Below are 26,784 nucleotides of genomic sequence, written 5' to 3'. Positions count from 1 at the left end.
TGCGCCTCTGGTTGTGTCCATCAGTCATGAGCCGGCATTCTTGCACACCCGCTCCCCAGCAGACACCGAGGCACCCCCGTCAATGGACCCGACACTCACCCAGGCCCTTGCGCAACTGCGCAGCGCCCTGCCCATCGGCCTGCGCCACGCCCGCGCCCTGCTGCAACGCTGCGCCGGCAACCCGCAGCAGGCTGCCGAGCTGTACAAGGCCGAACAGCTGCAGGTGCTGATGGAAAAATCCGGTCTGCCACACCAACAGGCCCGCCAGTACCTGCACAGTGCGGGCTACGACCTGAGCCGCGCCTTGACCGTTCTGGACGAAGCGCGTTTCACCCTGACCCAGCGCATTCTGCGCCACCATCACCAGGACAAGCCACGCGCCCTGGACCTGATCGCCCAGGCCATCGAAACCGCCGAACAGCTGCCCCGCCAGTACTGGCTGGATTTCGAGCGCCTGGATCAACTGCCCCCGGCGCTGCGCTGCTTCATGGTGATCCACGAATGGCTGGCCTTCGAGCAATGGGAAGGCTTTGACAGTGCCCTGCACTTTCACCTGCCCCAGGCCGTCGCCCAACTCAGGCACCTGCAGCTCGATGCCCTGGCGCACACACTGGAGCAGGCCGATCAGCGCCAGCAGCACCTGCGCCAGGCCCATGCCGATGAAAGCCACGTCGAGCTGGCCATACGGATCCAGCAGGACCTGCTCTTCGACGCCTGCCAAACCCGCTTCAACCAGCAGCGCACGCAGCTCGACGAGCAGCTGTACGCGTGGGTGGAGCGGCACATGGCGCAGTTTCCCACCTGAGCCGCGCCCCTGCAGCGCGCAAGCCGGTAGACTGCCGCCCTCCCCGACGGACCTCGGATTCCCCCTCATGGAACTGCACTACCGCATCACCCCCGACCACCTCCAGTCCTGGATCGCCGAACCGCTGAAGCAGGAACTGCTCAAGCAGGACGCGCAACAGGCCCGCGCCCTGGCCACCTTCGCCAGGTGGCAGAGCCGCCTGATCGGCCCGCTGATGTTCGCCCTGTGCCTGATCGGCGCCCTGCTGGCGGTGTATCTCCCGGAGCGACGCATCACCCCGGAGAAAGCCATCGCCCTGCTGCTTTTCACACTGGTGTTCATCCCGCTGTGGTGGCGCTTTTCCGGGCGCTGGCTCGGCCACCTGCAAGCGCGGATCGCCGCCAACCACGCCAAGCCCCGGGCACCGGTACGCGGGCTCAACCAGCGCCTGATCGAGGCCAGGCTTCGGGCACCCCTGAAATCGGCCCAGGACACGTACAAGCTGAGCTTCGATGATCAGGGCTTCACGCTGGACAAGGCCCGGGGCGGCAAGACGGTCCTGGCCTGGGAGCAAGTCGTACACCTGCTGGAAACGCCGGACTTCTACCACGTGGCGAGCGCAGACATGCGCGCCAAGGGCATGGCCTGCCTGATTGCCAGGCACAGCGAGCTGATGCCGGCGCAGGACTATCAGCAAGGTCTACAGGCGTTTCTGAGCCACTGCCCGGTCACGGCTAGCGCCCCGGCCACGTCTTGCCCATCAACCCCGAAGTAGCCCTCGGCCGGCCTGGGCGCAGGTGGTAATTCGGCCAAAGCACAGGGAAGCAATGCCATGGCAACGCGCCGGTGCTGCATGCAGCCACGGCGAACGTATAAGGTAGGCCGCACAACAATCCAACTGCCAAGGAGACAGCCATGACCCTGTTCTGCCGGCTTAGCCTGCTGTTGCTGATCGTGGGAATGCTGCTGGGCGAGATCGTGCTCGCCAGCGTGGGGCTGGTGGGCGTGTGCGGCGCGGCGCTGTACATCAGCATCCGCGAGGACACCCCGCAGGCGCCCCCCGCCGAGCCGGAGTTTCTCGCCTAGCCGTTCAAGGCTGCAGCGGTTCGGCGCCCTTGACGAACATCTGCGCCGTGACAATGCAGCACTTCTCGGCCTTCTTCGAACTGAAGGCCTTGTGGTCGAGCGCCCATTCCAGCCAGAAGCCGTCGATCAGCGCGGTGATGGTCAACGCCGCGCTTTTGGCGTCTATCTGCGTGCCCTGTGCCTTGCCGATGGCCTTGAACACCGACTCCAGTTCCTTGCGATAGTCGGCATAGAGCTTCTTGTTCAAGGCGCGCAGCTGCTCCGACGATACCGCCGCCCCCCAGAACCCCAGCCAGGTGGTGAGGATGAACTCGTTGAAGATCTGCCCGCGAAACGAGGAGCGGATGATCGCCAGCAGACGGTCCTCGGGGGTGCCGCCCTGCACCGCCAGGTACTTGCGGGTTTCTTCGCGCAGCTGGTCGGTGAGTTCCTGGTAGGTCGACAGCATCAGCTCTTCCTTGCTGGAAAAGTGATGGCCGATCAGCCCGATGGACACCCCGGCCTGCGCGCAGATGCGCTCCAGGGTACTGCCACTGTGGCCATAGCGGGTGATGCACTGCATCGTCGCCTCGATGATGGCCTTGCGGCGCGTCTCGGGGTCGATGCGGGTTCGACGCTTCCTGGGTTGGGTTACTTCGGGCTCACTGCTCATACGTCAACAACCTGTGCACTGCGGGGCATGGCCCCGGTCTCCGGACAGCGGCTACATCTCAGTCGCCAAGCGAGGCGACAATTTAGCAACTTTTGCCCGGGCAAGTGACAGGAAATGGCGATTGCCCCGGCGTGCGTTGCGCACGCCGGGGCAATCGTCGACAGGCTCAGTTGGCGCTCAGGCCGCGCTCCAGGTCCTTGTCCAGTTCATCGATGCGCGACAGCTCCGCCGCGATGTCCTGGGTGCGGCACAGCCACCCGTAGACCAGCGCCGACACCACCAGGCCCACCAGCATGCTGATGTCGGCGCCATCGAGCAGCGTGGTCACGTAGCCGGTATACAGCCCGGTGCTGGAGAACGGCAGCATGGCCACGAAGCCTGCCACGTAGGCGCCGATGCCGCGCCAGTTCCAGCGCCCGTAGATCCCGTTGGGCTTGAAGATCTCGGTAATCGAGAACTTGCCGTGGCGTACCTTGTAGAAGTCCACCAGGTTGATCGCCGTCCACGGGGTGAACAGGTACAGCAGGATGGCCAGGAAGTCGCCGAAGTCCTTCACGAAGTTGTCCGAGGCGGTCATCGCGATGGCGATCGCGGTCCCGCCCACCAGCAACATCGAAACGATGCGCTTGAACAAGGTGGAGGTCTGGGTCTTCACCGTGTCGGCGATACTCAGCAAGGTGATCGAGGCGCCGTAGAAGTTCTGCGCCGCGCTGGTCACCAGGCTCAGCACCGCCAGGATCAGCAGGCATTCGCCGAAGCCGCCGAACAGTGTGTTGCCCAGCATCACCAGGCCCTTGGCCAGGTTCTGCCCCGGGCTCAGTGCCGCGGCCAGGGCGCCGATCAGCATCATCCACACCCCGCCGATCATCGCGCCCATGTAGGTCCACCAGAACGACGAGCGCACGCTGACGTTGGCCGGCAGGTAGCGCGAGTAGTCCGACACGTAGATCGCCCAGCTCAGCTGATACGCGGCGGCCACGAAGAACTGCGCCAGGAACGGCGTTGCCTTGAAGTCCGAGACGCTCAGCTGATCGGCTGGCAGCTTGACGAAGAAGAACAGCCCCACGGTGAACACCAGCATCACCGCGATCAGCACGAACGCCAGTAGCCGCTGCACCTTGTGGAAGGTGTTGTAGCCGGCAATCGCCATGACGATCGCCAGCAGCGAGAAGGCGATGGCCGAGCCGTTTTCGGGAACGTCGAACAGTTCGTGCAGCGTCTGGCCCACCAGCAACTGGTTGAAGGCGTTGTAGCCCACGTAGGTGGCGATGGCCACCACATACACCAGCAACGCGCCCAGGTAGCCGAACTGCGGGCGCGACTGGATCAGTTGCGGCAGGCCCATCTGCGGGCCCTGGGTGGAATGGCCGGCCATGAACAGCGTGCCGAAGGCGCAGCCCAGGAAGATCGCCACCGCCGACCAGAACAGGTTGGCGCCCATGCCGACCCCGATGATGCCCACCGCCAGGGTGGTCAGGTGCGCTTCCCCGCAGAACCAGATGGGCCACAGGTGCCACGCCTTGCCGTGGCGCTCTGCGAGCGGGACGTAATCGATGGAGCGTGTTTCAAGGTTCAGGCGTCCCTTGGACGCCGAGTGGGAGGCAGACATGGCAGTTGCACCTTTTTTTATTGGTCTGGTTGCACGGCTAAGCGGAAAACAGCGGGTTCATCAATCGCGGGCGTGGTTGATCGCCTGGGTCAACAGCGCCTCCAGTTGTGCCTGGGTGCTGTCGCGCGGGTTGGTCAGCCGCGCCGGGTCGCCCATGGCCTTGCGTGCCACGGCGCCGACATCGGCCTGGCGGACCCCGAGCTCGGCCAGCGACCTGGGAATCTCCAGGCGGTCGAGCAAGGCGCACACGGCGTTGTAGAAGGTCTCGAACTCGGCGTCCGGCAAGCCCAGGGCCTGCGCCACCGGCATCAGGCGCGGGGTGATCTGCGCCTGGTTGTAGCGCAGCACCACCGGCAGGATGACCGCGTTGGTCAACCCATGGTGGGTGTTGTAGGTGGCGCCCACCATATGGCTCAGTGCGTGCACCAGCCCCAGGCCCTTGAGAAACGCCACGCCGGCCAGGCACGAGCCGATCAGCATGTTGCCCCGCGCCTCCAGGTCGTGACCGCGTTCGACGGCGGTGTCGATCGAGCCCCACAGCAGCGTCAATGCCTGCAACGCGGCGCCATCGCTGAGCGGGTTGAAGCTGGGCACGAAGTAGGCTTCCAGGGCATGGATGATCGCATCGCACCCGGTCCATGCGGTCAGGTTGGCCGGCAGGCTCTGGGTCAGCTCCGGGTCCAGGATCACCGCCGCCGGGCGCGCCCGTGGGTGCCACACGCAGCCCTTGATGCCGCGCCCGGTGTCGGTGAGCATCGCGGTGCTCTCGGTTTCGGCGCCGGTGCCGGCGGTGGTGGGAATCGCGATCACCGGCGCAAAGTCCGCCGCACTGAAACCTGCCGGCACCGGCTTGTCGAAGTCGAAGGCCCACAGCTCGCTGCGCTGCTGACGGGCGACCAGGGCCACCGCCTTGCCGCCGTCCAGGCCACTGCCGCCCCCCAGCGCGATGATGCCGTCGGCGCCCCAGGCCCGATAGGCTGCGGCACCGGCCAGTACCGACTGGTCGGTGGGGTTGGGCTCGATGCCGCCGTACAGGCCGCAGGCAAGCCCCGCCTCGGTCAGGCTGCGCTGCAGTTCATCCACGAAGGGCAGGCGCAGCGAGCCCTGGTCGGTGATGATGATCGGTCGGCTGATGTTGAAGTCCCGGCACAGCCTGGCCAGGTGATGACGCGCACCCGGGCCGTACTCGATGGGCAGTGGCACGGTCCATTGTTGCGGGTTCAAGGCTGAAAGCGTGTTTTGCATGGGGTTGACCTCAACGGCAGCGCAGGATGGTGGATTTCAATTCGGTGTACTTGCCCAGCGCATGGGCCGAATTGTCCCGGCCATTGCCGGACTCCTTGAACCCGCCAAACGGGAAGTTCATGTCCACCAGTTCGTCATAGCAGTTGACCCACACCGTGCCGGCCCTGAGCTGGCGGGTGGCGCGGTGAATGGTTCCAAGGTCGGATGACCACACCGCCGCCGCCAGGCCGAACTCGGTCTGGTTGGCGATGGCGATGGCCTCATCGAGGGTGTCGAAGGGAATCACCACCAGCACCGGGCCGAAGATTTCCTCGTTGGCGATACGCGCGGTTGCGTCCGGGGCAAGGAAGATCGTCGGCTCCAGGTAGGCGCCTGCCCCCACCGGCGAGAGCGCCTGGCCGCCCTTGAGCAACTGCGCCTCGTGCCGGCCTGTTTCGATGTAGCGCTGGACGCGCTCGAACTGCACCGCGTCGATGATCGCACCCGTGACGCTGGCCGGGTCCAGCGGGTGCCCCGGGTAATAGCTGTCGGTGGCCACGAGCAGTTCGCGCAGCAGCGGCTCGATCACCGAGCGCTGCACCAGCAGACGCGACCCGGCGCTGCATACCTGGCCCATGTTGGCGAAGATCGCCGCTGCTGCCGACTGCGCGGCCTGGGTGATATCCGCGCAATCGGCCATGACGATATTGGCCGACTTGCCGCCCAGCTCCAGCCATACACGCTTGAGATTGGAGGCGGCGGCGTTCTGCGCGATCTGCCGCCCCACCGCGCCGGAGCCGGTGAAGGCGATACAGTCGACGTCGCCATGCAGGCTCAGCTCGCGCCCTACCGCGCCATCACCGGGGAGCACGTTGAACACCCCAGCCGGAACACCCGCTTCCATCGCCAGGCCGGCGATGCGCAAGGCGCTCAACGGGGTTTTCTCCGACGGCTTGAGCAGCACGCTGTTGCCGGCTGCCAGGGCCGGGGCGAACTTCCAGGCGGCCATCAGCAGCGGGTAGTTCCAGGGCACCACCGCCGCCACCACGCCCAGCGGCTGCTGGGTAACGGTGCCGAAGAACTGCGGGTCGGTGGCCGGCACCTCACCGTGCACCTTGTCGATCAGTTCGGCAAACCAGCGCAGGCAGTAGATCGTGCCCGGCAGGTCGGCACCAATGGTATCGGCAATCGGCTTGCCGCTGTCCAGGGTCTCCAGCAGCGCCAGCTCGTCGGTATGCGCCTCGAGCAGTGCGGCCCACCTCAGCAGCACCGCCTTGCGCTCGCGGGCCGCCAGCTCGCTCCACACGCCGGCCTCGAAGCTGCGCCGCGCAGCAGCCACGGCCAGGTCCACATCGGCCTTCGCGCACTGGGCCACCGCCGCGAGCACGGCGTCGTCAACCGGGCTGCGGGTGCAGAAGGTCGCCCCGTCTTGCGCGTCCACATAGCGCCCGTCAATGAAGGCCCTGCCCTCCAGCGGCAACGTTGCTGCCTTGTCGAGCCAATAGGCCCTGTCTTTGAGTCGTGTCACTGCAATACCCCGTCTTGTTCTTGTCAGGCTGGGGCAATCCTAGGCGATACTGAAAATATCTTCAATAAGGATCAAAGCCGTTACTGAATTTATTTTCAATAAAAAAATGCCCGCATGAGCGGGCATTGTTCCAGGCGATGCATGGGCAGCAGCGTGCAGTCAGTCAGTCCGTCCAGTTCAGCGAGGGCGCCCCCCGCCGGCGCATCACCCAGGCAATCAGCAGGCCGCCGAGCATCCAGGCGGCGCCCAGCACCTTGGCGTGCACGTTGGTGCTCCACAGCGCATAGCTCAACAGCAGCACGCCCAGCACCGGGGACACCCCATGGCTGAACAGCTGCGCCTGGCCGATCTTCCTGAAGTAGATCATCACCGACACGTGCAACAGGATGTAGGCGGTCAGCGCGCCGAACGTGACCAGGGTCACCATCACATCCAGGTAGCCGGCCCCGGCGAACGCCACCACGAACGAAACCAGCGCAACCGTGACGATGGCGTTGGCAGGCACGTTGGTGCGGGCACTGATGCGGCTCAGGTACGCGGGCAGGCGCTTGTCCCGCGACATGCTGAACAGCACCCGCGCCGTGGTCGCCTGGGACACCAGGGTGTTGGCCATCAGCGCGATGATGCCGCTGGTCAGGGTGATCACCGGCAGAAACCAGGCCCCGACGATCTCGGCACTGAGGGTATAGAACGCGGTGTCGGCAGCGGCGCCCTGGTACACCGTGCCCAGCGGCACGAACACTGCCGCCAGGTACACCTGCCCCACGAACAGCACCGTGACCAGCATCAGCAGCATCATCGTGGCCCTGGAGACCGTCTCCCCGCCCCCCTTGGCCTCTTCGTTCAGGGTCGACACCGCGTCGAATCCGATGTAGCTGAGAGCTGCAATCGGTACGGCGGCGAACACCATGGCCATGGAGAAGTCGGAGCGGTTGTAGAACGGCGCGATGAAGTGCTCCAGGGTCGGCTTGAGTTCGATGATGCGAGAGGTGGCAAAGGCGGCGAACAGAAACAGCACCACCAGTTGGATCAGCAGCAGCACCTTGCTCAACCTGGCATTCATCTCGATGCCCATCAGGTTGACCGCCGTGGGCACCGCAACGAAGGTGACCAGCCACACCGTGGTCGGCACCTGCGGGAACTGCGCCGACAGCGCCGCCGCCCCCAGCACCGCCAGCAGTGCCGGCAGCAGCAGGTAATCGAGCAGAATCGCCCAGCCGGCCACGAAGCCCAGGCTGCTGTTGGTGCCGTGGGTGACATAGGAATAGACCGAGCCGGCCAGGGGGATCTTCCTGGCCATCTGGCTGTAGCTGATGGCGCTGAAGATCATCGCGACGGCGGCCACCAGGTACACCAGCGCCACCATGCCGGCGGAGGTGTTGTAGATAAGCCCGAACACGCTGACCGGGGCGATGGGCACGAAATACAGCAGGCCGTAGGCGAGCACATCGGAAAAGCTCAGTACCCGTTTGAGCCCTGCCTGCTCCGGGTCTTGTGTACTGGGGGTATCTGACGCATTGGCAATCGACATGGGCAATCTCCGAAGCAATAGATCGTCGAGGCGCAACCCCCTGCTTCGCCAGGGGCCTGGGTCGACTTGTTTTTTATAGTTTTATCCATGACTTCAAGGGTCGGTACAGCGCGCGCGGGGCTGCGTGCGCTGTACCGGGGCTGCTTCCTGCAAGGGGCAAGTATCAAAGTGGGCCACCAGGCGAACAAGCGACCATTGCGCATGCAATCAGTCGTCGGCGGAATGATCCCCAGCGGTGCCGTCCTGGCTGTGCATCGACCCGACGGCATTCAGGTGCGCGGGGTCGCCTTGGCAATGAAGGCGCGCAGGTGCCTGAAGAAGGGTTCGGGGTTTTCGATATGCGGCATGTGGGAGGCCTCGGGTATGCAGCAGAACTCGGCGCCCCTGACCATCGCCGCGAAGGCCCGGCCCGATTCGGGGGTGCCTTCGTCGTGGGCCCCGCACATGAACAGCGTGGGCACCTCGATCGACGCCAGCTTCGGGGTCAGGTCCAGGTCCGCCAGTGTGCCGGTGCCGAAGAACTCGGTGGGGCCCCACATGTAGCCGTACAGTTCGGTCGCGCAATTGTCCATCGTGTCGACCACGATCTGCGGCCAGGGCTGCACGCGGCACAGGTGACGCACATAGAACGCGTCGACCGCCTCCAGGTACTCGGGGCTGGTGAAGTCGCGCTGCGCCTCGCACCGGCGCATCACCGCCTGCAGGTGGTCGGGCAACTGCGCCTTCAATCGCTCGCAGTCCGACATCCAGCGCTTGGCATCGACCAACGGCCCCGACAGCGCCAGCGAGCACAGCCCGGCCGGCTGCCGGGCCGCATAGTTGATGGCGATGCTGCAGCCCCACGAGCTGGCAAACAGATGCACCTGGCCCAGGCCCAGGTGCTCGCGAACGGCATCTATCTCGTCGGTAAAACGCTCCAGCCTCCAGTTGCGTGTGTCGCCCACCCGCTGCGAGCGTCCGCAATCGAGCTGGTCGTACAGCACCACGCTGCGGTCAGGCACCAGTTCGAGCAGCGGCAGCAGGTAGTCATGGGAGTTGCCGGGGCCGCCATGCAGCACGATCAGCGGCACGGCACCGCTGTTGGCCGAGCGGTTGAGCCGATACCAGACCTTCCCACCCGGTACATCGATATGGCCGCTTTCATCTGGCACAGCAGCGTAGTCACTCACGAGCACCTCCAACCTTGTGATTTTTATTCTGTTGGCGCACGCCCCCGAACCCGCAAGCCCGGTACTGACGCGGGAACAGGCGGTCGTCGCCCTGCTCGAGTCTTAGGGCACGAAGGGGCTGGCACAAGCGAAAAAAAATGGGCTGGTCCTGAATTATTTTCCTGACCTGCCGTGGCGCTGCGGCACGCTCAGGGCGGCGGCGCGAACAGCACGGGCCGCGCTGCATCGGCGCCCAGTACACAGGCCACGTCATGCGCGCAACCTGGCACGATGACCATGCGCCTGGGCGTGCGCGGCTTGAGCAAGGCCTGTTCATAGGCGGCATACGCCAGCCCTCGCTGCAATCGGAAAGGCCCCTGCAACATGGCCGCGCAGGATTTGTCGAGAATCGGGTAGAACGTACCCTTGTCGGCACTGCTGTCGAGGGCACCTTCCAGGTAATCGACCTGGGCCGCCGCATAGTGTGCGCGGGCCTGCGCGCCGGTACGCGGCAGATAGCCAGGCAGCGACTGGGTGCCGTACTTCCAGTGGTCATAGGCACAGGCCGGGGACGTCGCCGGCACGTCGAAGCGCCAGGTGCAGCCCCCCGTACCACAGGCCTCCCACGGCACCGTTCGCTCGCCCCGCAGGGGCACGGGGCGAACCGGGTCGAAGTACAGCCAGCTGCCCGGGTCGGCGATCACATAGCGCAGCGCCACACCCGCCGGCGGGTCGGCGGCAAAACCGATGCTGTGCTGGAGCATCTGCGCACCGGCCGAAAATCCCACCAGGGTCACACTGCGCAGGCTCGGCCACTGCCGGGCCAGTTCGCCCAGCAAGGCGTCCAGTGCCGCAAAGGCGCCAAGCGGATGGGCGCCCAGCGAGGGAGCCCCCGCCAGCCAGCCGGCACAGCTCCACAGCGCGTCGCCCGGTTGAGCGCCGGGCGTGTCCGGCATGCTGCAACGCCCGGCCTGCGCCGGCGCCACCTGATACAGCGGCGCCACCACCGGGGTACGCGGCAACCGGCCCGCAGCACGTGCCGCCTGCAAGCCGGCCTCGAAGCTGCGCCCGACATCGCGCGGATGCCCGTGCAGTATCAGCAGTGCCGTCTGCGGGCCGTGGGGGTCGCCGGGCCTTGGCGCGCGCGATGCGTAGTAATGCATCTGGCCTGCACCTGCCGGCAACGCGAAGCTGTGCAGGCACTGCGGGCCGGCCTGGCGCCCGCAGTGGCCGCGCTCGGTGGCGAGCGCGCCACTGGCCGTCAGCCACAGCACTGTCAACCACATAACGCTGCGCCAGAGGCGCCTTGGCGTGTGCATCGTCGCCTCCATCAGGCTTGGCCTGTCACTCCGGCGAGGTCAGTTCCCCGTACGCCACCACCCGGTTCCGGCCGCCCTGCTTGGCCTGGTACATGGCCTGGTCGGCCTGTCGCAGCAGGTGCTGGTAGTCGGGGTGGCCGTTGTAGGTGGCCATGCCGATGCTCACGGTGACCTGGTGCCTGCGGCCTTCGGTCAGTTGCAGCTTTTCCGCTTCGACCTTGCGCCGCAACTTCTGCGCCACCTTCATGGCGTTGGCGCTGTCGATGTCCACCAGGATCATCAGGAACTCCTCGCCCCCCATGCGGAACACGTAGTCCCCCGCGCGGCTGTGGCTGCTGAGGATCTCGGCGATCTGCTGCAGAATCGCGTCGCCGGCTTCGTGACCGAAGTTGTCGTTGATCGACTTGAAGTTGTCGATATCCACCGAGAACACCGAAAACGTCTGCCCGGTCTTCTGCGCGATGGCGATCTCGTTGCCGATCACCACCGGCAGGAACTTGCGGTTGAGCATGCGTGTGAGCACGTCGCGGCCGCTTTCCAGCTCGTTGGCGGTGTTGAACAGGTTGTCGAGGTTGAACATCAGGCTCTTGGTCTGGTCGCGAATGTCGCGCAGCAGGCGCATGCGCGTCTCCTGCTCGTGCATCGAGGCAAGAAACATGGGCAGCAACACGTCATCCATGTGACGGATGATCTTCAGGATCTGATCGCTTTCGCTGGTGTTCTGGAAGGCGTAGGCGCCCTTGTGACGGAACCACAGGCCGAAATCAGAGGCCGCGAGCCTGGGCAGGTTCACGCCGTTGGAGCCCATGGCCAGGTCGAACATCAGGCTGTTTTCCCAGTCCAGCAAGGCGCCGCGCTGACGCTCGCGCTCGGTGCTGATGTTCTGCAGCACCGAGAACAGCCGGTAGCCTTCCTCGTTGCGCGAGTTGCGGTCATGGGACCGCGAATAGGCGTGGCTCATGATTTCCATGGCCAGGTCCATGGTTTCGCTGGCCAGGCGCAATGCCTGCGCCTCGCTGGCCCACTGCTGTTCGAGAATCAGCTGGAACAGCAACTTCTTCAGGTGCCGCGCACCACTGAGCACCAGGTGCAGCGGCACGTCGATGCGCGCATGCACTTCCCCCACCTGCTTCTGCAGGGCAACCAGCGGCATGCAGTCATCGGTGGGCGACACCGAATAGACCCGCACCAGCCAGGCCTGCATCGAACTGCCCAGGCGGCTCTTGACCTCGTCGTGGGACAGGATCAGCGAAGCATTGGGGTCGGCCAGCATGTGTTCATAGAACCGCGCGGCCAGCATGACCTTGTTGCGCTCGACAAGGCCCTGCAACGATTGGGTCAGCGTGCATGGGTACTGGGAAACCATGCTGTGCCATTCTTTGGCTTGTACTTCCGGGGAAACGCTTGGCATGTGTGGCCTATTTTCAATTCAGCAAGAAGCCTGATGCCTACACGAATCACAAGAGGCTTCGGCACTGGACGAACCAACCGGGTTCGCCCGCCGGGTATTCTATTGCACGCTGCGCGGGAAGTCTTTGAACGCGAGCGCTGCATACCCGGCTCAATACTTGCGCGGCCCTGCCGATAGCCTGCGCAAGGCATTTTTTCAGACGCGAGGCATTCCTGTACCCGCAGGACCTGGAAGACTACACGCACTACAAGCAGGAACAGGCCAACTACCACGCCGAGCCCGCCAGGGTCGACGCGCTGGGCGACTTCCTGGATATCCCCTTTGCCGACCAGACCTTCGACTACCTGATCACTTCCCACGTCATCGAGCATGTGCCCAACCTGCTGGCGGCCTACGTGGAGTCATCCCGGGTGGTGAAGGACGGTGGCGTGTTCTTCTGCATCTTCCCCAACCGCAACGCCGAGCCCACCGACCGCATCCGCGCGCTGACCACCCTGGAACAGATGATCGACGCCTACGAAAAGCGCGTCGACATGAGCACGATCGACGCGCACCTGTGGCGTGGCCATCACCTGGTGTTCTCCCGGCACTGATCATCGACCCGGAAAACGAAGAGTACCGCCAGTGGTTCGTGCAGTTCACCGGCGGCCCGTTCATCAACCCTGTGACCTGACCCCGCCGAGCCGGCCGCACGCAGGCCGGTTCAGGCGTGCCAGCAGCGGTACCAGCCATCCTGTTCGCTGATGCGCAGCTGCGTCTGGTACAGCTGCGACAGTGCCGCGCTGGTCAGCACCTCGGCCTTGGGCCCGTCGGCCACGATGCGCCCCTGGCTAAGCAGCACCACACGCTCGATCTCCGGGATGATCTCGTCGATATGGTGCGTGGTGATGATCATGGCGTGCTCCTCGGCGCAGAAGCTGCGCAGCAACCTCAGCATGCCCAGGCTCGCCCCCATGTCCAGGCCGTTGGCCGGCTCGTCGAGAATCAGCGCACTGGGCCGGTGAACCAGCGCGCGGGCCAGCAGCAGGCGGCGCTTCTGCCCGGTGGACAGGCGCTGGAACATGGTGCTTTCGTACCCGGCCATTTCCACCTCGGCCAGCAGCGCACGCGCCTGCGCCAGTTGCTCGTCATCGGGCTGCAGATGGCCATGGGCACCGATGGCGCCGAAAAAGCCCGACGCCACCACATCCAGCGCCTGGGTGTGCGGGGTGTAGTCTTCCTGAAGGTCCTGGGACACGAACCCCAGGCGACTGCGCAGTGCCCACAGGTTGACGGTGTCGCTGCCGAACAGCTTCAGGTGGCTGCCTTCGCGCTCCACCGGGTACAGCTCGCGGGTGATCAGCTTGAGCAGGGTGCTTTTGCCGGCCCCGTTGGGGCCCAGGATGGCGACCTTCTCGCCGGCACCGATGTGCAGGGAGAAACCGTCCAGCACACGGTTGTGCTGCTGGTAGGCGGTGACATTGTGGAAATCGATCATGGCTTGCTCGTCAGTGCGGCACGGAAAAGAACCCGGATCTTTCCACAGCACGCAGCCACTGGCTACAGGGCACGGCCAGGTGCCCATGAATGACGGGCGCGACGTGTGTCTGGCGCCAGATTACCGACAGCCGCCCCGCGTCAAACAATCGTTTGAAAAAAATCGTCGAAATACCCATTTTCAGTGATGGCAATGCGTCACTACCTCGCCTAGCATCAATCCACCTCCCGAGGGCCGCTTCGCCGGACCCTCTGCCTGTTATCGCAACCATGGAAGGAACGCTCATGAAGAAGCGCAGATGGAAGCTGGAACGGCCACCGGCCGTGATCGATAACCGCCTTACCTAGCTAGTCAGCTCTGCCGTGATTGTCACTCACTTGCCTGCAAGTGGGTTTTTTTTGGTGCCTGAGAAACATGATGGAGGTTTGTTCATATGGAACCTTTCGTGGGTGAAATCCGCCTGTTCCCGTACAACTTCGTGCCCAAGGGTTGGCTGCCGTGCGACGGACGCCTGTTATCCACGCAAACCAACGCTGCACTGTTTTCCTTGCTCGGCACCCAGTTCGGCAGCTCCGGCAACAACCTGTTTGCCCTGCCTGACCTGCGCGGGCGCACCGCGCTGGCCCGGAACAGCACCGGCACCCCTGACCCCGGCCTGAGCAATCATACCCAGGGCCAGTCAGCCGGCACCGAGAAAGAAACACTGCCCGCCGCCGCACTCGCCCAGCATACCCATGAGGTCTATGTATCCGATGCCCTGGGCAACAGCGGGCCGGCCGGTGCGTTCCCGGCCACCAGTGCCAACCTGGCAACCCCACCGGTCGCTTCGCGCAGCACCTACGTCAAGTTCGACAGTAGCAAGCAGCAAGCGCTCAACCCGGCAACGATTCAGCCCACGCCACCCCAACAGCCCCTGGACAACATGCAGCCTTCGCTGGTGCTGCAGTACTGCATCGCCAGTGTTGGCGTTTACCCACCGCGCCCGTGAACACGCTCCTTCACATCAAGGAATGAACCATGTCTGAAGCCTTTATCGGGGAAATCCGTCTGTTCGCAGGCAACTACGAGCCACAGGACTGGGCACTGTGCAATGGCCAGCTGTTGTCGATCCAGCAGAACCAGGTGTTGTTCACGCTGTTGGGCACCACCTATGGCGGTGATGGGGTCAACACCTTCGCCCTGCCCGACCTGCGCGGCCGGGTACCGGTAGGCGCCGGCGCAGGCCCCGGCCTCACGCAGCGCAACCTGGGCCAGGCAATGGGCAGTGCACAGACCTCCATTGGCGTGCAACACATGCCCGCTCACTCGCATACCTTTTACGCCAGCACGCAGTTGGCCGATGCCGCCTCGCCGGTCGACACCCAGGCACCGGCCTCGCGCACGCTCGGGGTCTTCACCGCGCAAAGCTCGACCAAGGGGCTGTACAGCAACGGCGGCACCAACCCCAACGTCACACTGAACTCCGCGGCAGTGTCGGTGGCGCCAGGCGGCGGGCAACCACATGCCAACCTGATGGGCAGCATGGCGCTCAACTACATCATCGCGCTGGCCGGGATCTACCCGTCGCAGCAGTAAGCCCACCCCTCTCTGAATCAAGGAAAGAGCATTCCATGGACGCTTTCTATGGTGAAATCAGGCTTCTGCCCTACAGTTTCGTGCCGCAGAATTTTCTTCCCTGCGACGGGCGTTCGTTGTTGATCCAGCAGTACAGCGTGCTGTTTACGGTGATCGGCAACCGATTCGGCGGCGATGGCAAGACCACGTTCATGCTGCCCAATCTCAATGGTCGTGTAGTGATGGGAGCCGGCCAGGGTACCGGGTTGCCAAACGCAGCCTTCGCCAGTACCGCTGGCGCCGACAAGGTAGCGCTCAATTCCTTGAACTACCCGCCACACAACCATGGGTTCACCGCGCGCGATGGTACCGAGCCGGACCAGAGGGTCGACATCCCGAGCACCACCACCTACCTGGCCCAGCCACGCAACATCAACCTGTACAACACTGTGGGCACCACGCAGACGCTGGCCGAAGGCAGCATGACTGACGCCGGCACTGGCAACGGCAACATCGAGCGCAACCTGATGCAACCCTACCTGGCGCTGGCGTACTGCATCTGCGTCGAAGGGGAGTACCCGATCCGCAATGACTAGCCTCGAGCGCCTGGCCCGCCTGTTGCCATCGTCGTTCGTTCCCGGCCTGCGCCTGCAGGCCGAGGCGGATGACGGGTTTCTGCGCGCGCTGTTCGTGGCGCGCCGCTGGGAAGAGGTGCGTGCCGCACCAGGGTGGACCGACGCGCAGCGGGTCGCGTTTCTGCACGCCCAAGCCGAGCTGCAGCAACGCCACTACGCCCTGCACTATCGCTCGGCCGAATTCCTGTTGCTGGAGCACCAGGGGCAACCGATCGGCAGGTTGTGCCTGCAGGTGGACGCCAGCGAAGTGCGGGTGGTCGATATCGCCTTGCTGCCTGCCTGGCAGGGCAAGGGGCTGGGCAGCACCCTGCTGGCCGCGGTGCTCGCGCTGGCCGACGGCCAGCACACGCGCTGTGCCCTGAGTGTGGAGCCGTTCAACCCGGCGCGCCGGCTGTATGCGCGCCTGGGCTTCGAGGTAGTTGGCGAGCAGGGCTTGTACCTGCAGATGCAACGGCCACTGACGCAGACCTGTGCCGAGGGTGCCCACATGGAACCCTGACCACGCCGCTGCCGTTACCTCAACGCTGCAAAACCCGCACTGCCAGTCACGGCATACGGGTTGTTCCGATGACTCTTGACCCGCGCCGCAAGCGAGTAATACCGCTACCTGGCAGGAAGCCCCATGAACAGATCCCTGATTGACCTTCGTCACCGCATGGCCCGCAGCATTGCATTGCTGGGCCTGATGCTCGTCTCGCTGCTGCTGTGCGGCCAGGCCAGTGCCGCCCCGACCCTTTCCCCCGCCAGTGGCACCGCCCTGCCGGATGTGGCGGTCAACACACCGATGCAACCTGTCACTATCACCGCCACCGGCGGCGCCATGCCGATCTTCGAGTGGTACGAATGTGATCAGGATGACCCCAGCATGCCGACCAACTGCCTGCCGCCCGGTCTGTTTCTGGACACGTCGCCTGGAAGCGCGACCACCACCCTGCATGGCACCCCCACAGCCATCGGCAGCTACGATTTCTGGATTTCGGCCCTTGACAACAATGACGACGTCGGCAAGGCCCGTTACACCCTCAGGGTCACAGGCGCAACACCGACCCTGACCGCCGTATCGCCCGGCAGCGGCGGCGCCATCGGCGGCACCTCTGTGACCCTGACCGGCACCAATTTTGTCGGCGTCACCAACGTGACATTCGCTGGCGTGCCCGCTACCAACATCATCGTCGTTGCCCCGACCTTGATAACCGCCACCGTCCCCGCCCACACGGCAGGCCCGGTCAACGTGACGGTCACAACGGCAAGCGGTACGAGCACGCTGACCAATGGTTTCACCTACCTCGCCGTACCGACCCTGACCATCGCTACGCCCAATTCCGGCGCCACCACCGGCGGCAATCAAGTGTTTATCTCAGGCACAGGCCTGACCGGCACCACCAGCCTCACCTTTGGCGGCACGCCGGCAAGCAGCTTCACCGTCAACAGTTCGACATCGATCACCGCCATTGCGCCCGCGCATGCCGCCGGGCCCGTCAATGTCGTGGCCACCACGCCGGGGGGCAGTGCCACTTCGGTCAATGCCTATACCTACCTCGCCGTGCCGACCCTGAACACCGTCACCCCCAACTCAGGCCCCATCGGCGGTGGCACCAGCGTGACCCTCACGGGCACCGGCCTGACCGGCGCCAGCAGCGTCACCTTTGGCGGAGTATCGGCAACCGGCTGGACCATCAACAGCCCAACCCAGATCACCGCCACAATCCCGGCCGGCAACGCCGGCGTGGTCAACGTGAGTGTCACCACTGCCGCCGGCTCGGCGTCGTTGACCAATGCCTTCACCTACATTGCACCGCCGGTTGCCGGCCCGGTCAGCGCCTCTGTCGGCCACAACAGCAGCGCGAACCCTGTCACACTCAGCCTCTCGGGGGGCGTCGCCAGCAGCGTGGCCATCAGTACCTCAGCAAGCCACGGCACAGTAACGGCCAGCGGCACCAGCGTCACCTACACACCCACGGTCGGTTTTGCAGGCACGGACAGCTTCACCTATACCGCCACCAACAGTGCAGGCACCTCTGCCCCGGCGACCGTGACCGTTACCGTCGGTTCCCCGACCATCAGCATCGCCCCTGCATCACTGCCTGGGGGTACTGCCGGTATCGCCTACAGCACCACCTCGCTGGCTGCCAGCGGGGGTAACGCGCCCTACGCCTTTTCGCTTGCATCTGGAGCCTTGCCCAGCGGCCTGACCCTGGCATCCAACGGCACGCTCAGCGGCACGCCGACCAGCAGCGGCAACTTCAGCTTCACGGCCAGGGCCACCGACGCGTTCAGCTACACCGGCACGCGCAGCTATACACTGACCATCGTTGCCGGCAGCATGGCCATCACCCCGGCGACATTGCCAGCCCCCATTTACAGCAGCAGCTACAGCCAACAGCTCACCGTCAGTGGGGGTGTCGCGCCCTACACCTTCAGCATCAACGGTGGCAGCCTACCGACCGGAATCGCCCTTTCCAGTACCGGTACCCTGACCGGAAGCCCCTCCAGCCCCGGTACTTACACCTTCAGCGTCACTGCGGTCGACAGCTCCAGCAACCTCACCAGCGTCAGTCAGTCCTATACCCTCACCATTGCCACGCCCTTCATAGACATCACGCCGATTACCTTGCCCGCGGCTACGGTGGGCACGGGGTACAGCACGTCGATCAGCGCCAGCGGTGGGGTTGCACCCTTCGACTACGGTATCGCCTTCGGCGCGCTGCCTGCAGGAATGAGCCTTACCAGCACAGGCACCCTGAGTGGCACACCAACCACCGCCGGTACGTTCACTTTCGGGGTGCGGGCCAGTGATACCAACAGATTCACCGGAGTGCGTCCCTATTCCTTCGTGGTTGGCCAGCAAGCGCCGGTAGCCGCCAATATCAACCAAACCCTCGCAGCCAACAGCGGCGCCAGCACGATCAGCGCAAGCCTCAGCGGGGGGCCGACCACCAGCCTGGCCGTGGTGACACCCCCTGCACATGGCACCGTCAACATCACCGGGGCCACGGGTTTCACCTATACCCCGACCCCAGGCTATGCCGGCGTCGACAGCTTTACCTATACCGCCACCGGCCCGGGAGGGACTTCGGCGCCTGCCACCGTCAACCTCGCCATCACGCCACCCACCGTGGTTATCGGCACGACCACACTGGCCAACGCCACCCAGAACGTGCCCTACACGGCCAGCATCAGTGCCAGTGGCGGCACCGCGCCGTACAGCTACACCATCGTTTCGGGCGCCCTGCCGTCCGGCATGGCCCTGGCCCCGACCGGCAGCCTGACCGGTACGCCAACCGCACCCGGCACCACCAGCTTCACCGTCAGGGTGACTGACAGCCAGAATTTCCAGGCAAGCCAGGCGCTGAGCCTGACAGTCGTGGCACAGGCGCCCGTGGTCGGCAACGTGTCGGCCAGTGTGGCCGCCAACAGCCGCAACAACCCGCTGACCCTGAACCTGGGCAGTGCCCCGGTCACAAGCGTAGCCGTGGCCAGCAACCCACAGCACGGTACCGCGCAGGTCAGTGGCACCAGCATCACCTACACCCCGACTGCCGGTTACTCGGGCGTGGACAGCTTCACCTACACCGCCACCGGCCCGGGCGGCACCTCGGCAGCCGCCACGGTGAGCCTCACCATCACCCCACCGACGCTGGTAATGAGCCCGGCCTCCGGCACACTGCCGCCAGGCACCGTGGGCAGCGCCTACAGCTTCGGCCTGGGTGCCAGCGGCGGGATGGCGCCGTACAGCTACGCCATCGGCGCCGGCAGCCTGCCCAATGGTCTGCAGCTCGACCCGGCGACCGGGGTGATCAGCGGCACGCCGACCGAGGCCGCCAACGCCACGCTGACCGTTACCGCCACCGATGCCAACGGCGCCACCGGCAGCCGCAGCATTACCCTGGCGATCGCCGCCCAGGTGGTCACCGTGGTGTCATCCAGCGAGGCGCTCAGCCCCGGTGCTGTCGCCAGCGTCGACCTTACCCGTGGGGCCACCGGAGGGCCGTTCCTGCGCGCCCGCGTGCTGTCGTTGAGCCCAGCGTCAGCCGGGCATGCCAGCCTGACATCGATGGCCCCTGCGCGAGCAGCGCGTGCCGCCCTGTCCGGTTTCAACCTGCGCTTCGTGCCTGCCGCTGCCTTTGCCGGCACAGCAGTGGTCACCTTCAGCCTGGAGAGCACCAGCGGTGCCAGCGCGACCGGCACCGTGACCTTCAGCGTGCAGGCACGTCCCGACCCCAGCAAGGACGCCGAAGTGATCGGCCTGCTAAACGCGCAATCGCGCGCAGCGGATCGTTTTGCCAGCACCCAGATGGACAACTTCAACCGGCGCCTGGAGCAACTGCACCGCCCTACCTGTGACCGCAACGCGTTCAACGCCAACGTTCAACATGGCCGCGACAACCTCGGCCTGGGCAGCCTGGGCAAGGCGCTGCGCGACGAGCTCGAAGGCAACGGCAAGGGCAATGACGACGAGGACGCGGACGACACCCGTCGCAAACAGCGCGACACCGCCCGCGCCACCTCCGGCGAGTGCGTCGAAGAGGCCGTGGCCTACTGGACCGATGGCTTCATCAACACCGGTTCCAACCGCGCACGCGGCGCCAAGGACAACAGCTTCGTCACCTACGGACTGAGCGCCGGCGTCGACTATCGCCTGTCGCCAAGGGCCGTGGTGGGCATCGGTTTTGGCTACGGCAACGACCGCGCCGACATCGGCGAGCAGGACACCCGCAGCGAGGCCGACGCCCTGGGCCTGGCGGCGTACCTGAGCGTCAACCCGCTGTCGGAGATCTACATCGATGCACTGCTGGGCTACAACCGCATCCGCTTCGACTCGCGCCGCTACGTCACTGCCGACCCGTCCAACGGCTATGCCCATGGCTCGCGCGACGCCGACCAGCTGTTCGCCTCGCTGACCGCCAGCTACGAGTACCGCGAAGGCACCCTGTCGCTGGCGCCGTACACACGGCTGAACGCCAGCTTCACCAAGCTGGACGACTTCAGCGAACGGGGCGGCGGTATCTACGGGCTGTCGTACGAACAACAGCGCCAGCGGACCTTCACCTCGTTCCTGGGCGTGCGCAGCGGCTACGACATCCAGACCGGCGCCGGCGTGCTCACGCCGCGGGTCGGGCTGGCGTGGGGCCACAACTTCAGCCGCAGCGACGACTACCGCATGCGCTACACCGACCAGACCAACGACGGCGTGCTGTATCGCCTGTCACCCGACCCGATGGACAGCAACTTCGTCGACCTGGACCTGGGCCTGGACTTCAGCCTCAGCCAGAGCTGGCGCCTGGGCTTCTCGTACAAGACCGCGCTGGCCACCGACGAGCGCAACGAGATGTTCCGCATCGGCCTGGACGGGCGCTTCTGACCCCTGCCCTGGCGCCCCTTTGCCGGCCTCACCGGCGAAGGGGGCTGGTCAATCTGCATGACGCCTGTCGGCAAAGGTGCCGACAGCGCGTTGCGCGGCTACAATGCGCGGCTACCGTGACCAGCCAGACTAAAAAGACATGTCCCTACCCAAGCATCACCTGGAATTGCTCAGCCCCGCCCGCGACGTGGCGATTGCCCGCGAGGCGATCCTGCACGGCGCCGATGCGGTGTACCTGGGTGGCCCGAGCTTCGGTGCCCGCCACAATGCCTGCAACGAGGTGAGCGATATCGCCGGGCTGGTGGAGTTTGCCCACCGCTACCACGCGCGGGTGTTCACCACCATCAACACCATCCTGCACGACAACGAGCTGGAGCCGGCGCGCAAGCTGATCCACCAGCTGTACGACGCCGGCGTCGACGCGCTGATCGTGCAGGACCTGGGGGTGATGGAGCTGGACATTCCGCCCATCGAGCTGCACGCCAGCACCCAGACCGACATCCGCACCCTGGCACGGGCCAAATTCCTCGACCAGGCCGGCTTCTCGCAGCTGGTGCTGGCCCGCGAGCTGAACCTGCAGGAAATCCGCGCCATCGCCGACGAAACCGACGCGGCCATCGAGTTCTTCATTCATGGCGCGCTGTGCGTGGCGTTCTCCGGGCAGTGCAACATCTCTCACGCCCAGACCGGACGCAGTGCCAACCGTGGCGACTGTTCCCAGGCCTGTCGCCTGCCCTACACCCTCAAGGACGAAAAAGGCGGCGTGATCGCCTACGAGAAGCACCTGCTGTCGATGAAGGACAACAACCAGAGCGCCAACATCCGCGCCCTGGTAGAGGCTGGCGTGCGTTCGTTCAAGATCGAGGGCCGCTACAAGGACATGGGCTACGTGAAGAACATCACCGCCTACTACCGCCAGCGCCTGGACGAAGTGCTCGAAGACCGCACCGACCTGGCCCGCGCCTCCAGCGGCCATACCGCGCACTTCTTCGTGCCCGACCCGGACAAGACCTTCCACCGCGGCAGCACCGACTACTTCGTGAGCGAGCGCAAGATCGACATCGGCGCGTTCGATTCGCCCACCTTCACCGGCCTGCCGGTGGGTGTGGTGGAAAAGGTCGGCAAGCGCGACCTGCAGGTGGTCACCCATGCACCGCTGTCCAACGGCGACGGCCTCAACGTGCTGGTCAAGCGTGAGGTGGTCGGCTTTCGTGCCAACATCGCCGAGGCCAGGGGCGAGTTCGACGAAGACGGCGAAAAGCGCTACCGCTACCGCGTAGAGCCCAACGAGATGCCCAAGGGCCTGCACCAGCTGCGCCCCAACCATCCGCTGAGCCGCAACCTGGACCACAACTGGCAGCAGGCGCTGCAGAAGACGTCGGCCGAACGCCGTATCGGCCTGGGCTGGGTCGCGCAGTTGCGTGAACACGGCCTTGAGCTGACCGCCACCAGCGAGGAAGGCATCAGCGCCAGTGCCACCCTGCCCGGCCCGTTCGGCCCGGCCAACAAGCCGGAGCAGGCGCTGGAGCAACTGCACGACCTGCTCGGCCAGCTGGGCACCACCCAGTACCACGCCACCGGCATTCGCCTGGATGCGCCGCAGGCGTACTTCATTCCCAACTCCCAGCTCAAGGCGCTGCGCCGCGACGTGATCGAGAGCCTCACCGCCGCCCGCGTTGCCGCGCACCCGCGCGGCAGCCGCAAGGCCGAGACGGTGCCGGCGCCGGTATACCCCGAGTCGCACCTGTCGTTCCTGGCCAACGTGTACAACCAGAAGGCCCGCGACTTCTACCACCGCCACGGGGTCAAGCTGATCGATGCGGCCTACGAGGCCCACGAAGAGCCCGGCGAAGTGCCGGTGATGATCACCAAGCACTGCCTGCGCTTCTCGTTCAACCTGTGCCCCAAACAGGCCAAGGGCGTCACCGGCGTGCGCACCAAGGTTGCGCCCATGCAGCTGATTCACGGTGACGAGGTACTGACCCTGAAGTTCGACTGCAAGCCGTGCGAGATGCACGTGATCGGCAAGATGAAGGGGCACATCCTCGACCTGCCGCAACCGGGCAGCGTGAAGCACATCGTGGGCCATATCAGCCCCGAAGACCTGCTCAAGACCGTGCCGCGCGGCACGCACTGAGTGCCGCCCGGGCGGTCATGCGCCCTGCATGACCGCCCGCACCCGGCGGCGCAGGCCTACCCCCTGGCCGCCAGCTGGCCTTGCCTGGCCAGGGTCAGTTCCTCGATGCTGATCTCGCGCATGCGAAACTTCTGCACCTTGCCGGTGACCGTCATGGGGAACTCGTCCACCAGGCGAAAGTGCCGCGGCACCTTGAAGTGGGCGATCTGCGCCCTGGCCCATTCGCGCAGTTCGTCTTCGCTGGCACTGTGTCCGGGGTGGAACTTGACCCAGGCCACGATCTCCTCGCCATAACGGCTGCACGGAATGCCGATCACCTGTACGTCGGCGATGGCCGGGTGGGTGAAGAAGAACTCCTCCAGCTCCCGCGGGTAGATGTTCTCTCCCCCGCGAATGATCATGTCCTTGCTGCGCCCGACGATGCGCACATAGCCCTGCTCGTCCATCACCGCCAGGTCGCCGGTGTGCATCCAGCCCTCGTGGTCGATGCTCGCGGTGGTGGCCTCGGGGTTTTCCCAGTAGCCGAGCATGACACTGTAGCCACGGGTGCACAGCTCGCCGATCTGCCCGCGGGGTACCGTGAGCCCGTCGCTGTCCACCAGCTTGCTCTCCAGGCACGGCTGGGTACGCCCCACGGAGGTGACGCGCAGCTCCAGCTCGTCCTCGGCAGCGGTCTGCAGCGACACCGGGCTGGTCTCGGTCATGCCATAGGCGATCTGCACCTCGCTCATGTGCATCTCGTCGATCACCCGGCGCATCACCTCGATCGGGCAGGTAGCGCCGGCCATGATCCCGGTGCGCAGGCTCGACAGGTCGAATTCATGCCGCTGCGGGTGGTCCAGTTCGGCGATGAACATGGTCGGCACACCGTAGAGCACGGTGGCACGCTCCTCGGCAACGGCGCGCAGGGTGCTCAGCGGGTCGAAGGCATCCCCGGGGTAGATCATGGTCGAGCCATGGGTCAGGCAGCCCAGGTTGCCCATGACCATGCCGAAGCAGTGGTACAGCGGCACCGGGATCACCAGCCGGTCGTGCTCGGTCAGGCCCAGGCTCTCGCCCACCATGTAGCCGTTGTTGAGGATGTTGTGGTGGCTGAGGGTTGCCCCCTTGGGAAAACCCGTGGTGCCGGAGGTGTACTGGATATTGATGGGGTCGTGCCAGTGCAGGCCGGCCTGGCGCTCGGCCAGGGCCTGCACGGTCACCGCCTCGGCCATGCCTTGCAGGCCCGCCCAGGGCAGAAAGCCTGGGGGTGGTTGCTCGGCCAGGCTCACCACACCGCGCAGGGCCGGCAGGCGCTGGCAGTTCAGGCTGCCGGGGGCGGCGCTGGCCAGCTCCGGCACCAGGCCGAGGAGCATCGCGTGGTAGTCGCTGGTCTTGAACGCGTCGGCGCAGATCACCCAGTTGCAGCCGGACTGCTTGAGCGCGTATTCCAGCTCGCTGCTGCGATAGGCCGGGTTGATGTTGACCAGGATCACGCCGACCTTGGCGCTGGCGAACTGGGTGATGCACCACTGCGCGCAGTTGGGCGCCCAGATGCCCAGGCGATCGCCGCGCTGCAGCCCCAGGGCCAGCAGGGCCCGGGCGTGGCGCTCGACCTCCTCGGCCAGTTGCTGCCAGCTGTAGCGCAGGCCCTGGTGGCGCACCACCAGCGCTTCACGCGCGGCGAACCTGGCCGCGGTGGCGTCGAACGCCGCTCCGATGGTCATGGCGAGCAGGTCCTTGTCCTGACGCCCCTGGGTATAGCTCGGTTGATTCATGGTTGCCCCTTGTGATTGTTATGGGCCGGCGCAGGCGGTTGCCCGCCTGCGTTGAGTCAGCGGGTGAATACCTGTGCGGTACCGGTGGCCATGTCGCCGCCTGGCAGCTTGATGTTCGCCACCAGCTCCAGGCTGTCCGGGTCGTACACCGCCACGTCGTTGAAGGTGCCGGTCAGGTACAGCTTGCTGCCGGCCTTGTCGAAGCTGATGCAGTAGTACGAATGCGCCAGGTTCGCGGCCTTGATCAGCTTCTGCTGCTTGATGTCGTACTTGGCCAGGCGGTTGAGCACGCCGAACATCTGGTTGGGGTCCTTGGGCGAGCGCATGCCGGTGAAGTACACCTCGGTGACCGGGGCAAAGTCCTGAACCTGGGTCTTGCCGGTGGTCAGGTCGACGCTGACGTAGCCGTAGACGAAGTCGGCGGTGTCCGCGTCCTGTTTCTCGTCCTTGTACTTCGCGGCGGTGTAGAGCAACGAGAAATCACGCCGGGCGGTCTGGTGAGACCAGATGTAGAGCAGGTCCGGCGGGCTGTACCGCGGGCGCTTCCAGCTGCCGGTGGGCAAGGCCACGCTGTACTGGCCGGTCTTCACGTCCAGCTTGTAGATGTCGCGCCCGGCCATGTACAGGCTACCGTCGTCCGCGGCCTGCATGATCGAGATCTGCCTCGGCACCTCGAAGGTGCGCAGCGGCTGGGCGTTCAACCCGGCGTCGGTGGCGTACACCTGCAGGCGCGGCGCCTGCACCGCATAGTGGTCGTTGAGAATCTGCGTGGGGTTGGCCACGCTGTACAGTTCCTTGCCGTCCGGGCTGACGGCGAGCGACAGCATCGACTTGGCCTGCTCGCCCGGCTTGAACGCCAGGCGCGCATGGAACACCGTCTTGCAGGTGTCCAGCTCGATGCCGTAGATATCGCCGTAGTGGTTGTTGAGCACGTAGGCGACCTTCTTGTCCGGCGCCACCTGCGCCGCGCCCGGGCCGAAGGCGTCGGGCATCTGGCAGGTCTTGTACAGCGTGTCGCTGGCCACGTCGATCAGGTGCAGGTTGTTGGGGTAGTTGGTGGCCAGCAGGTATTCCTTGCCCGGCTTGAGCGCAGGCCCCGACGCGTTGGCGGGTACGTCGCTGGCGGCGAAGGCCAGGCCGACACCGGCAGCGGTGCAGATGGCAAACAGACCCAAGCTCGTCGCGGCCATGCGGCCGATGAACTGAAGCTTCATAGCGGTATCCTTTTTTATTCTTGTCGTCAGGTCACTTGTCGTTCGGAAACACGGTGGTGAGGTTGCGCCAGCCCTCGTCGGAGCTTTGCGCGTCCTTGTTCCAGTCGGGGAAGGTGCTCATCATGTCCGGCACCTGGGCCGGCCACCAGCACGGGTCGGAGCAGCCATAGAGGTCGGCCTCCATCGGCTGGCACAGCGACGCCACCCCACCGAACACGTCCACCTCCCAGCCCGGGTCGGTGGTGGCGGTGCACCCGGCCACGCTGCTCATTGCCACCACTTCCTCGAGACGGTCCTCGGCAGCGGCCTGTTCCAGAATCAGTGCCTTGTTGTTCAGCGGCTTCAGATGTTTCATG

22 protein-coding genes are annotated in these 26,784 nt (G+C 65.3%); 10 read left to right on the top strand and 12 right to left on the bottom strand.

All coding sequences use genetic code 11. The features are described from left to right. Positions 1–82: 82 nt before the first annotated feature. From FW760_RS03355 to FW760_RS03345, 3 genes are all read left to right on the top strand, one after another. Positions 83–805: a hypothetical protein gene (locus tag FW760_RS03355; protein WP_116053962.1), complete on the top strand. Its 723-nt coding sequence runs from the start codon at positions 83–85 to the stop codon at positions 803–805. A gap of 67 nt (positions 806–872) precedes the next feature. Then, positions 873–1,559 carry a hypothetical protein gene (locus FW760_RS03350; RefSeq protein WP_043861247.1) on the top strand — a complete coding sequence of 229 codons (687 nt, stop codon included), beginning with the start codon at positions 873–875 and terminating at the stop codon, positions 1,557–1,559. Between the two features lie 140 nt (positions 1,560–1,699). After that, positions 1,700–1,870, top strand: coding sequence for a hypothetical protein (locus FW760_RS03345; RefSeq protein ID WP_167400189.1), 171 nt, complete (start codon positions 1,700–1,702; stop codon positions 1,868–1,870). Positions 1,871–1,874: 4 nt separating this feature from the next. Here FW760_RS03345 and betI read toward each other — a convergent pair whose 3' ends face one another. The 8 genes from betI to FW760_RS03305 form a co-directional block, all read right to left on the bottom strand. Beyond that, positions 1,875–2,522: a transcriptional regulator BetI gene (betI, locus tag FW760_RS03340; protein WP_052504246.1), complete on the bottom strand. Its 648-nt coding sequence runs from the start codon at positions 2,520–2,522 to the stop codon at positions 1,875–1,877. Between the two features lie 166 nt (positions 2,523–2,688). Beyond that, positions 2,689–4,131, bottom strand: coding sequence for a purine-cytosine permease family protein (locus tag FW760_RS03335; protein WP_043861246.1), 1,443 nt, complete (start codon positions 4,129–4,131; stop codon positions 2,689–2,691). 60 nt (positions 4,132–4,191) lie between these two features. Next, positions 4,192–5,376 carry an iron-containing alcohol dehydrogenase gene (locus FW760_RS03330; protein ID WP_054914492.1) on the bottom strand — a complete coding sequence of 395 codons (1,185 nt, stop codon included), beginning with the start codon at positions 5,374–5,376 and terminating at the stop codon, positions 4,192–4,194. 10 nt (positions 5,377–5,386) lie between these two features. After that, positions 5,387–6,883 carry an aldehyde dehydrogenase family protein gene (locus FW760_RS03325; protein ID WP_116053960.1) on the bottom strand — a complete coding sequence of 499 codons (1,497 nt, stop codon included), beginning with the start codon at positions 6,881–6,883 and terminating at the stop codon, positions 5,387–5,389. Positions 6,884–7,046: 163 nt separating this feature from the next. Next, positions 7,047–8,414, bottom strand: coding sequence for an APC family permease (locus FW760_RS03320; protein ID WP_100632745.1), 1,368 nt, complete (start codon positions 8,412–8,414; stop codon positions 7,047–7,049). A 269-nt stretch (positions 8,415–8,683) separates the two neighbouring features. After that, entirely contained in the window at positions 8,684–9,583 is a 900-nt protein-coding gene (locus FW760_RS03315) for a proline iminopeptidase-family hydrolase (protein WP_158554932.1), read from the bottom strand. Between the two features lie 188 nt (positions 9,584–9,771). Continuing rightward, positions 9,772–10,848, bottom strand: a complete 1,077-nt coding sequence (locus tag FW760_RS03310; RefSeq protein WP_446443581.1) for a hypothetical protein — start codon at positions 10,846–10,848, stop codon at positions 9,772–9,774. A 58-nt stretch (positions 10,849–10,906) separates the two neighbouring features. Further along, entirely contained in the window at positions 10,907–12,247 is a 1,341-nt protein-coding gene (locus FW760_RS03305) for a diguanylate cyclase (RefSeq protein WP_173925049.1), read from the bottom strand. Between the two features lie 182 nt (positions 12,248–12,429). Here FW760_RS03305 and FW760_RS03300 point away from each other — a divergent pair, with 182 nt between their 5' ends. After that, on the top strand, positions 12,430–12,885 hold the full coding sequence (locus tag FW760_RS03300; protein ID WP_116053952.1) for a class I SAM-dependent methyltransferase: 456 nt from the start codon (positions 12,430–12,432) through the stop codon (positions 12,883–12,885). A gap of 110 nt (positions 12,886–12,995) precedes the next feature. Here FW760_RS03300 and FW760_RS03295 read toward each other — a convergent pair whose 3' ends face one another. Beyond that, entirely contained in the window at positions 12,996–13,769 is a 774-nt protein-coding gene (locus FW760_RS03295; RefSeq protein ID WP_043861240.1) for an ABC transporter ATP-binding protein, read from the bottom strand. A 433-nt stretch (positions 13,770–14,202) separates the two neighbouring features. On the opposite strand from FW760_RS03295, the gene FW760_RS03290 reads away from it, so the two are divergent. The 6 genes from FW760_RS03290 (at position 14,203) to FW760_RS03265 (ending at position 23,457) form a co-directional block, all read left to right on the top strand. Further along, positions 14,203–14,757, top strand: coding sequence for a phage tail protein (locus FW760_RS03290; RefSeq protein WP_054914486.1), 555 nt, complete (start codon positions 14,203–14,205; stop codon positions 14,755–14,757). A gap of 29 nt (positions 14,758–14,786) precedes the next feature. Then, positions 14,787–15,344 (top strand): phage tail protein, encoded by a 558-nt coding sequence (locus FW760_RS03285; RefSeq protein ID WP_116053949.1) that lies wholly within the window; start codon positions 14,787–14,789, stop codon positions 15,342–15,344. 35 nt (positions 15,345–15,379) lie between these two features. Then, entirely contained in the window at positions 15,380–15,919 is a 540-nt protein-coding gene (locus FW760_RS03280) for a phage tail protein (protein WP_116053946.1), read from the top strand. Next, positions 15,912–16,457: a GNAT family N-acetyltransferase gene (locus FW760_RS03275; protein WP_116053944.1), complete on the top strand. Its 546-nt coding sequence runs from the start codon at positions 15,912–15,914 to the stop codon at positions 16,455–16,457. The genes FW760_RS03280 and FW760_RS03275 overlap by 8 nt, the downstream gene beginning before the upstream one ends. A gap of 123 nt (positions 16,458–16,580) precedes the next feature. Then, complete coding sequence (locus tag FW760_RS03270; protein WP_116053941.1) at positions 16,581–21,320, top strand: putative Ig domain-containing protein; 4,740 nt, start codon at positions 16,581–16,583, stop codon at positions 21,318–21,320. A 139-nt stretch (positions 21,321–21,459) separates the two neighbouring features. Then, entirely contained in the window at positions 21,460–23,457 is a 1,998-nt protein-coding gene (locus tag FW760_RS03265; RefSeq protein ID WP_043861235.1) for a peptidase U32 family protein, read from the top strand. A 56-nt stretch (positions 23,458–23,513) separates the two neighbouring features. Here FW760_RS03265 and FW760_RS03260 read toward each other — a convergent pair whose 3' ends face one another. The 3 genes from FW760_RS03260 to qhpC are packed head-to-tail and all read right to left on the bottom strand — an operon-like array spanning position 23,514 to position 26,783. Continuing rightward, positions 23,514–25,214, bottom strand: a complete 1,701-nt coding sequence (locus FW760_RS03260) for an AMP-binding protein (RefSeq protein ID WP_116053939.1) — start codon at positions 25,212–25,214, stop codon at positions 23,514–23,516. Between the two features lie 56 nt (positions 25,215–25,270). Beyond that, the gene (gene peaD / locus FW760_RS03255) at positions 25,271–26,428 is read right to left on the bottom strand and encodes a quinohemoprotein amine dehydrogenase subunit beta (protein WP_446443580.1); all 1,158 of its coding nucleotides are present in this window, start codon (positions 26,426–26,428) and stop codon (positions 25,271–25,273) included. Between the two features lie 31 nt (positions 26,429–26,459). Continuing rightward, positions 26,460–26,783 carry a quinohemoprotein amine dehydrogenase subunit gamma gene (gene qhpC / locus FW760_RS03250; RefSeq protein WP_054914481.1) on the bottom strand — a complete coding sequence of 108 codons (324 nt, stop codon included), beginning with the start codon at positions 26,781–26,783 and terminating at the stop codon, positions 26,460–26,462. Between the last annotated feature and the right edge of the window lies 1 nt (position 26,784).

It is taken from the genome of Pseudomonas sp. 1176_21, assembly GCF_052850635.1.
Note: the sequence above shows the minus strand (reverse complement) of the source record. Positions and strands in the feature narration are given on the sequence as shown.

Excerpts from the sequence above, each read along its gene's own strand:
- FW760_RS03355 (WP_116053962.1), top strand. The coding sequence starts at position 83 with ATGGACCCGACACTCACCCAGGCCCTTGCGCAACTGCGCAGCGCCCTG.
- FW760_RS03350 (WP_043861247.1), top strand. The coding sequence starts at position 873 with ATGGAACTGCACTACCGCATCACCCCCGACCACCTCCAGTCCTGGATC.
- FW760_RS03345 (WP_167400189.1), top strand. The coding sequence starts at position 1,700 with ATGACCCTGTTCTGCCGGCTTAGCCTGCTGTTGCTGATCGTGGGAATG.
- betI (WP_052504246.1), bottom strand. The coding sequence starts at position 2,522 with ATGAGCAGTGAGCCCGAAGTAACCCAACCCAGGAAGCGTCGAACCCGC.
- FW760_RS03335 (WP_043861246.1), bottom strand. The coding sequence starts at position 4,131 with ATGTCTGCCTCCCACTCGGCGTCCAAGGGACGCCTGAACCTTGAAACA.
- FW760_RS03330 (WP_054914492.1), bottom strand. The coding sequence starts at position 5,376 with ATGCAAAACACGCTTTCAGCCTTGAACCCGCAACAATGGACCGTGCCA.
- FW760_RS03320 (WP_100632745.1), bottom strand. The coding sequence starts at position 8,414 with ATGTCGATTGCCAATGCGTCAGATACCCCCAGTACACAAGACCCGGAG.
- FW760_RS03310 (WP_446443581.1), bottom strand. The coding sequence starts at position 10,848 with ATGTGGTTGACAGTGCTGTGGCTGACGGCCAGTGGCGCGCTCGCCACC.
- FW760_RS03305 (WP_173925049.1), bottom strand. The coding sequence starts at position 12,247 with ATGGTTTCCCAGTACCCATGCACGCTGACCCAATCGTTGCAGGGCCTT.
- FW760_RS03295 (WP_043861240.1), bottom strand. The coding sequence starts at position 13,769 with ATGATCGATTTCCACAATGTCACCGCCTACCAGCAGCACAACCGTGTG.
- FW760_RS03290 (WP_054914486.1), top strand. The coding sequence starts at position 14,203 with ATGGAACCTTTCGTGGGTGAAATCCGCCTGTTCCCGTACAACTTCGTG.
- FW760_RS03285 (WP_116053949.1), top strand. The coding sequence starts at position 14,787 with ATGTCTGAAGCCTTTATCGGGGAAATCCGTCTGTTCGCAGGCAACTAC.
- FW760_RS03280 (WP_116053946.1), top strand. The coding sequence starts at position 15,380 with ATGGACGCTTTCTATGGTGAAATCAGGCTTCTGCCCTACAGTTTCGTG.
- FW760_RS03275 (WP_116053944.1), top strand. The coding sequence starts at position 15,912 with ATGACTAGCCTCGAGCGCCTGGCCCGCCTGTTGCCATCGTCGTTCGTT.
- FW760_RS03270 (WP_116053941.1), top strand. The coding sequence starts at position 16,581 with ATGAACAGATCCCTGATTGACCTTCGTCACCGCATGGCCCGCAGCATT.
- FW760_RS03265 (WP_043861235.1), top strand. The coding sequence starts at position 21,460 with ATGTCCCTACCCAAGCATCACCTGGAATTGCTCAGCCCCGCCCGCGAC.
- FW760_RS03260 (WP_116053939.1), bottom strand. The coding sequence starts at position 25,214 with ATGAATCAACCGAGCTATACCCAGGGGCGTCAGGACAAGGACCTGCTC.
- peaD (WP_446443580.1), bottom strand. The coding sequence starts at position 26,428 with ATGAAGCTTCAGTTCATCGGCCGCATGGCCGCGACGAGCTTGGGTCTG.
- qhpC (WP_054914481.1), bottom strand. The coding sequence starts at position 26,783 with ATGAAACATCTGAAGCCGCTGAACAACAAGGCACTGATTCTGGAACAG.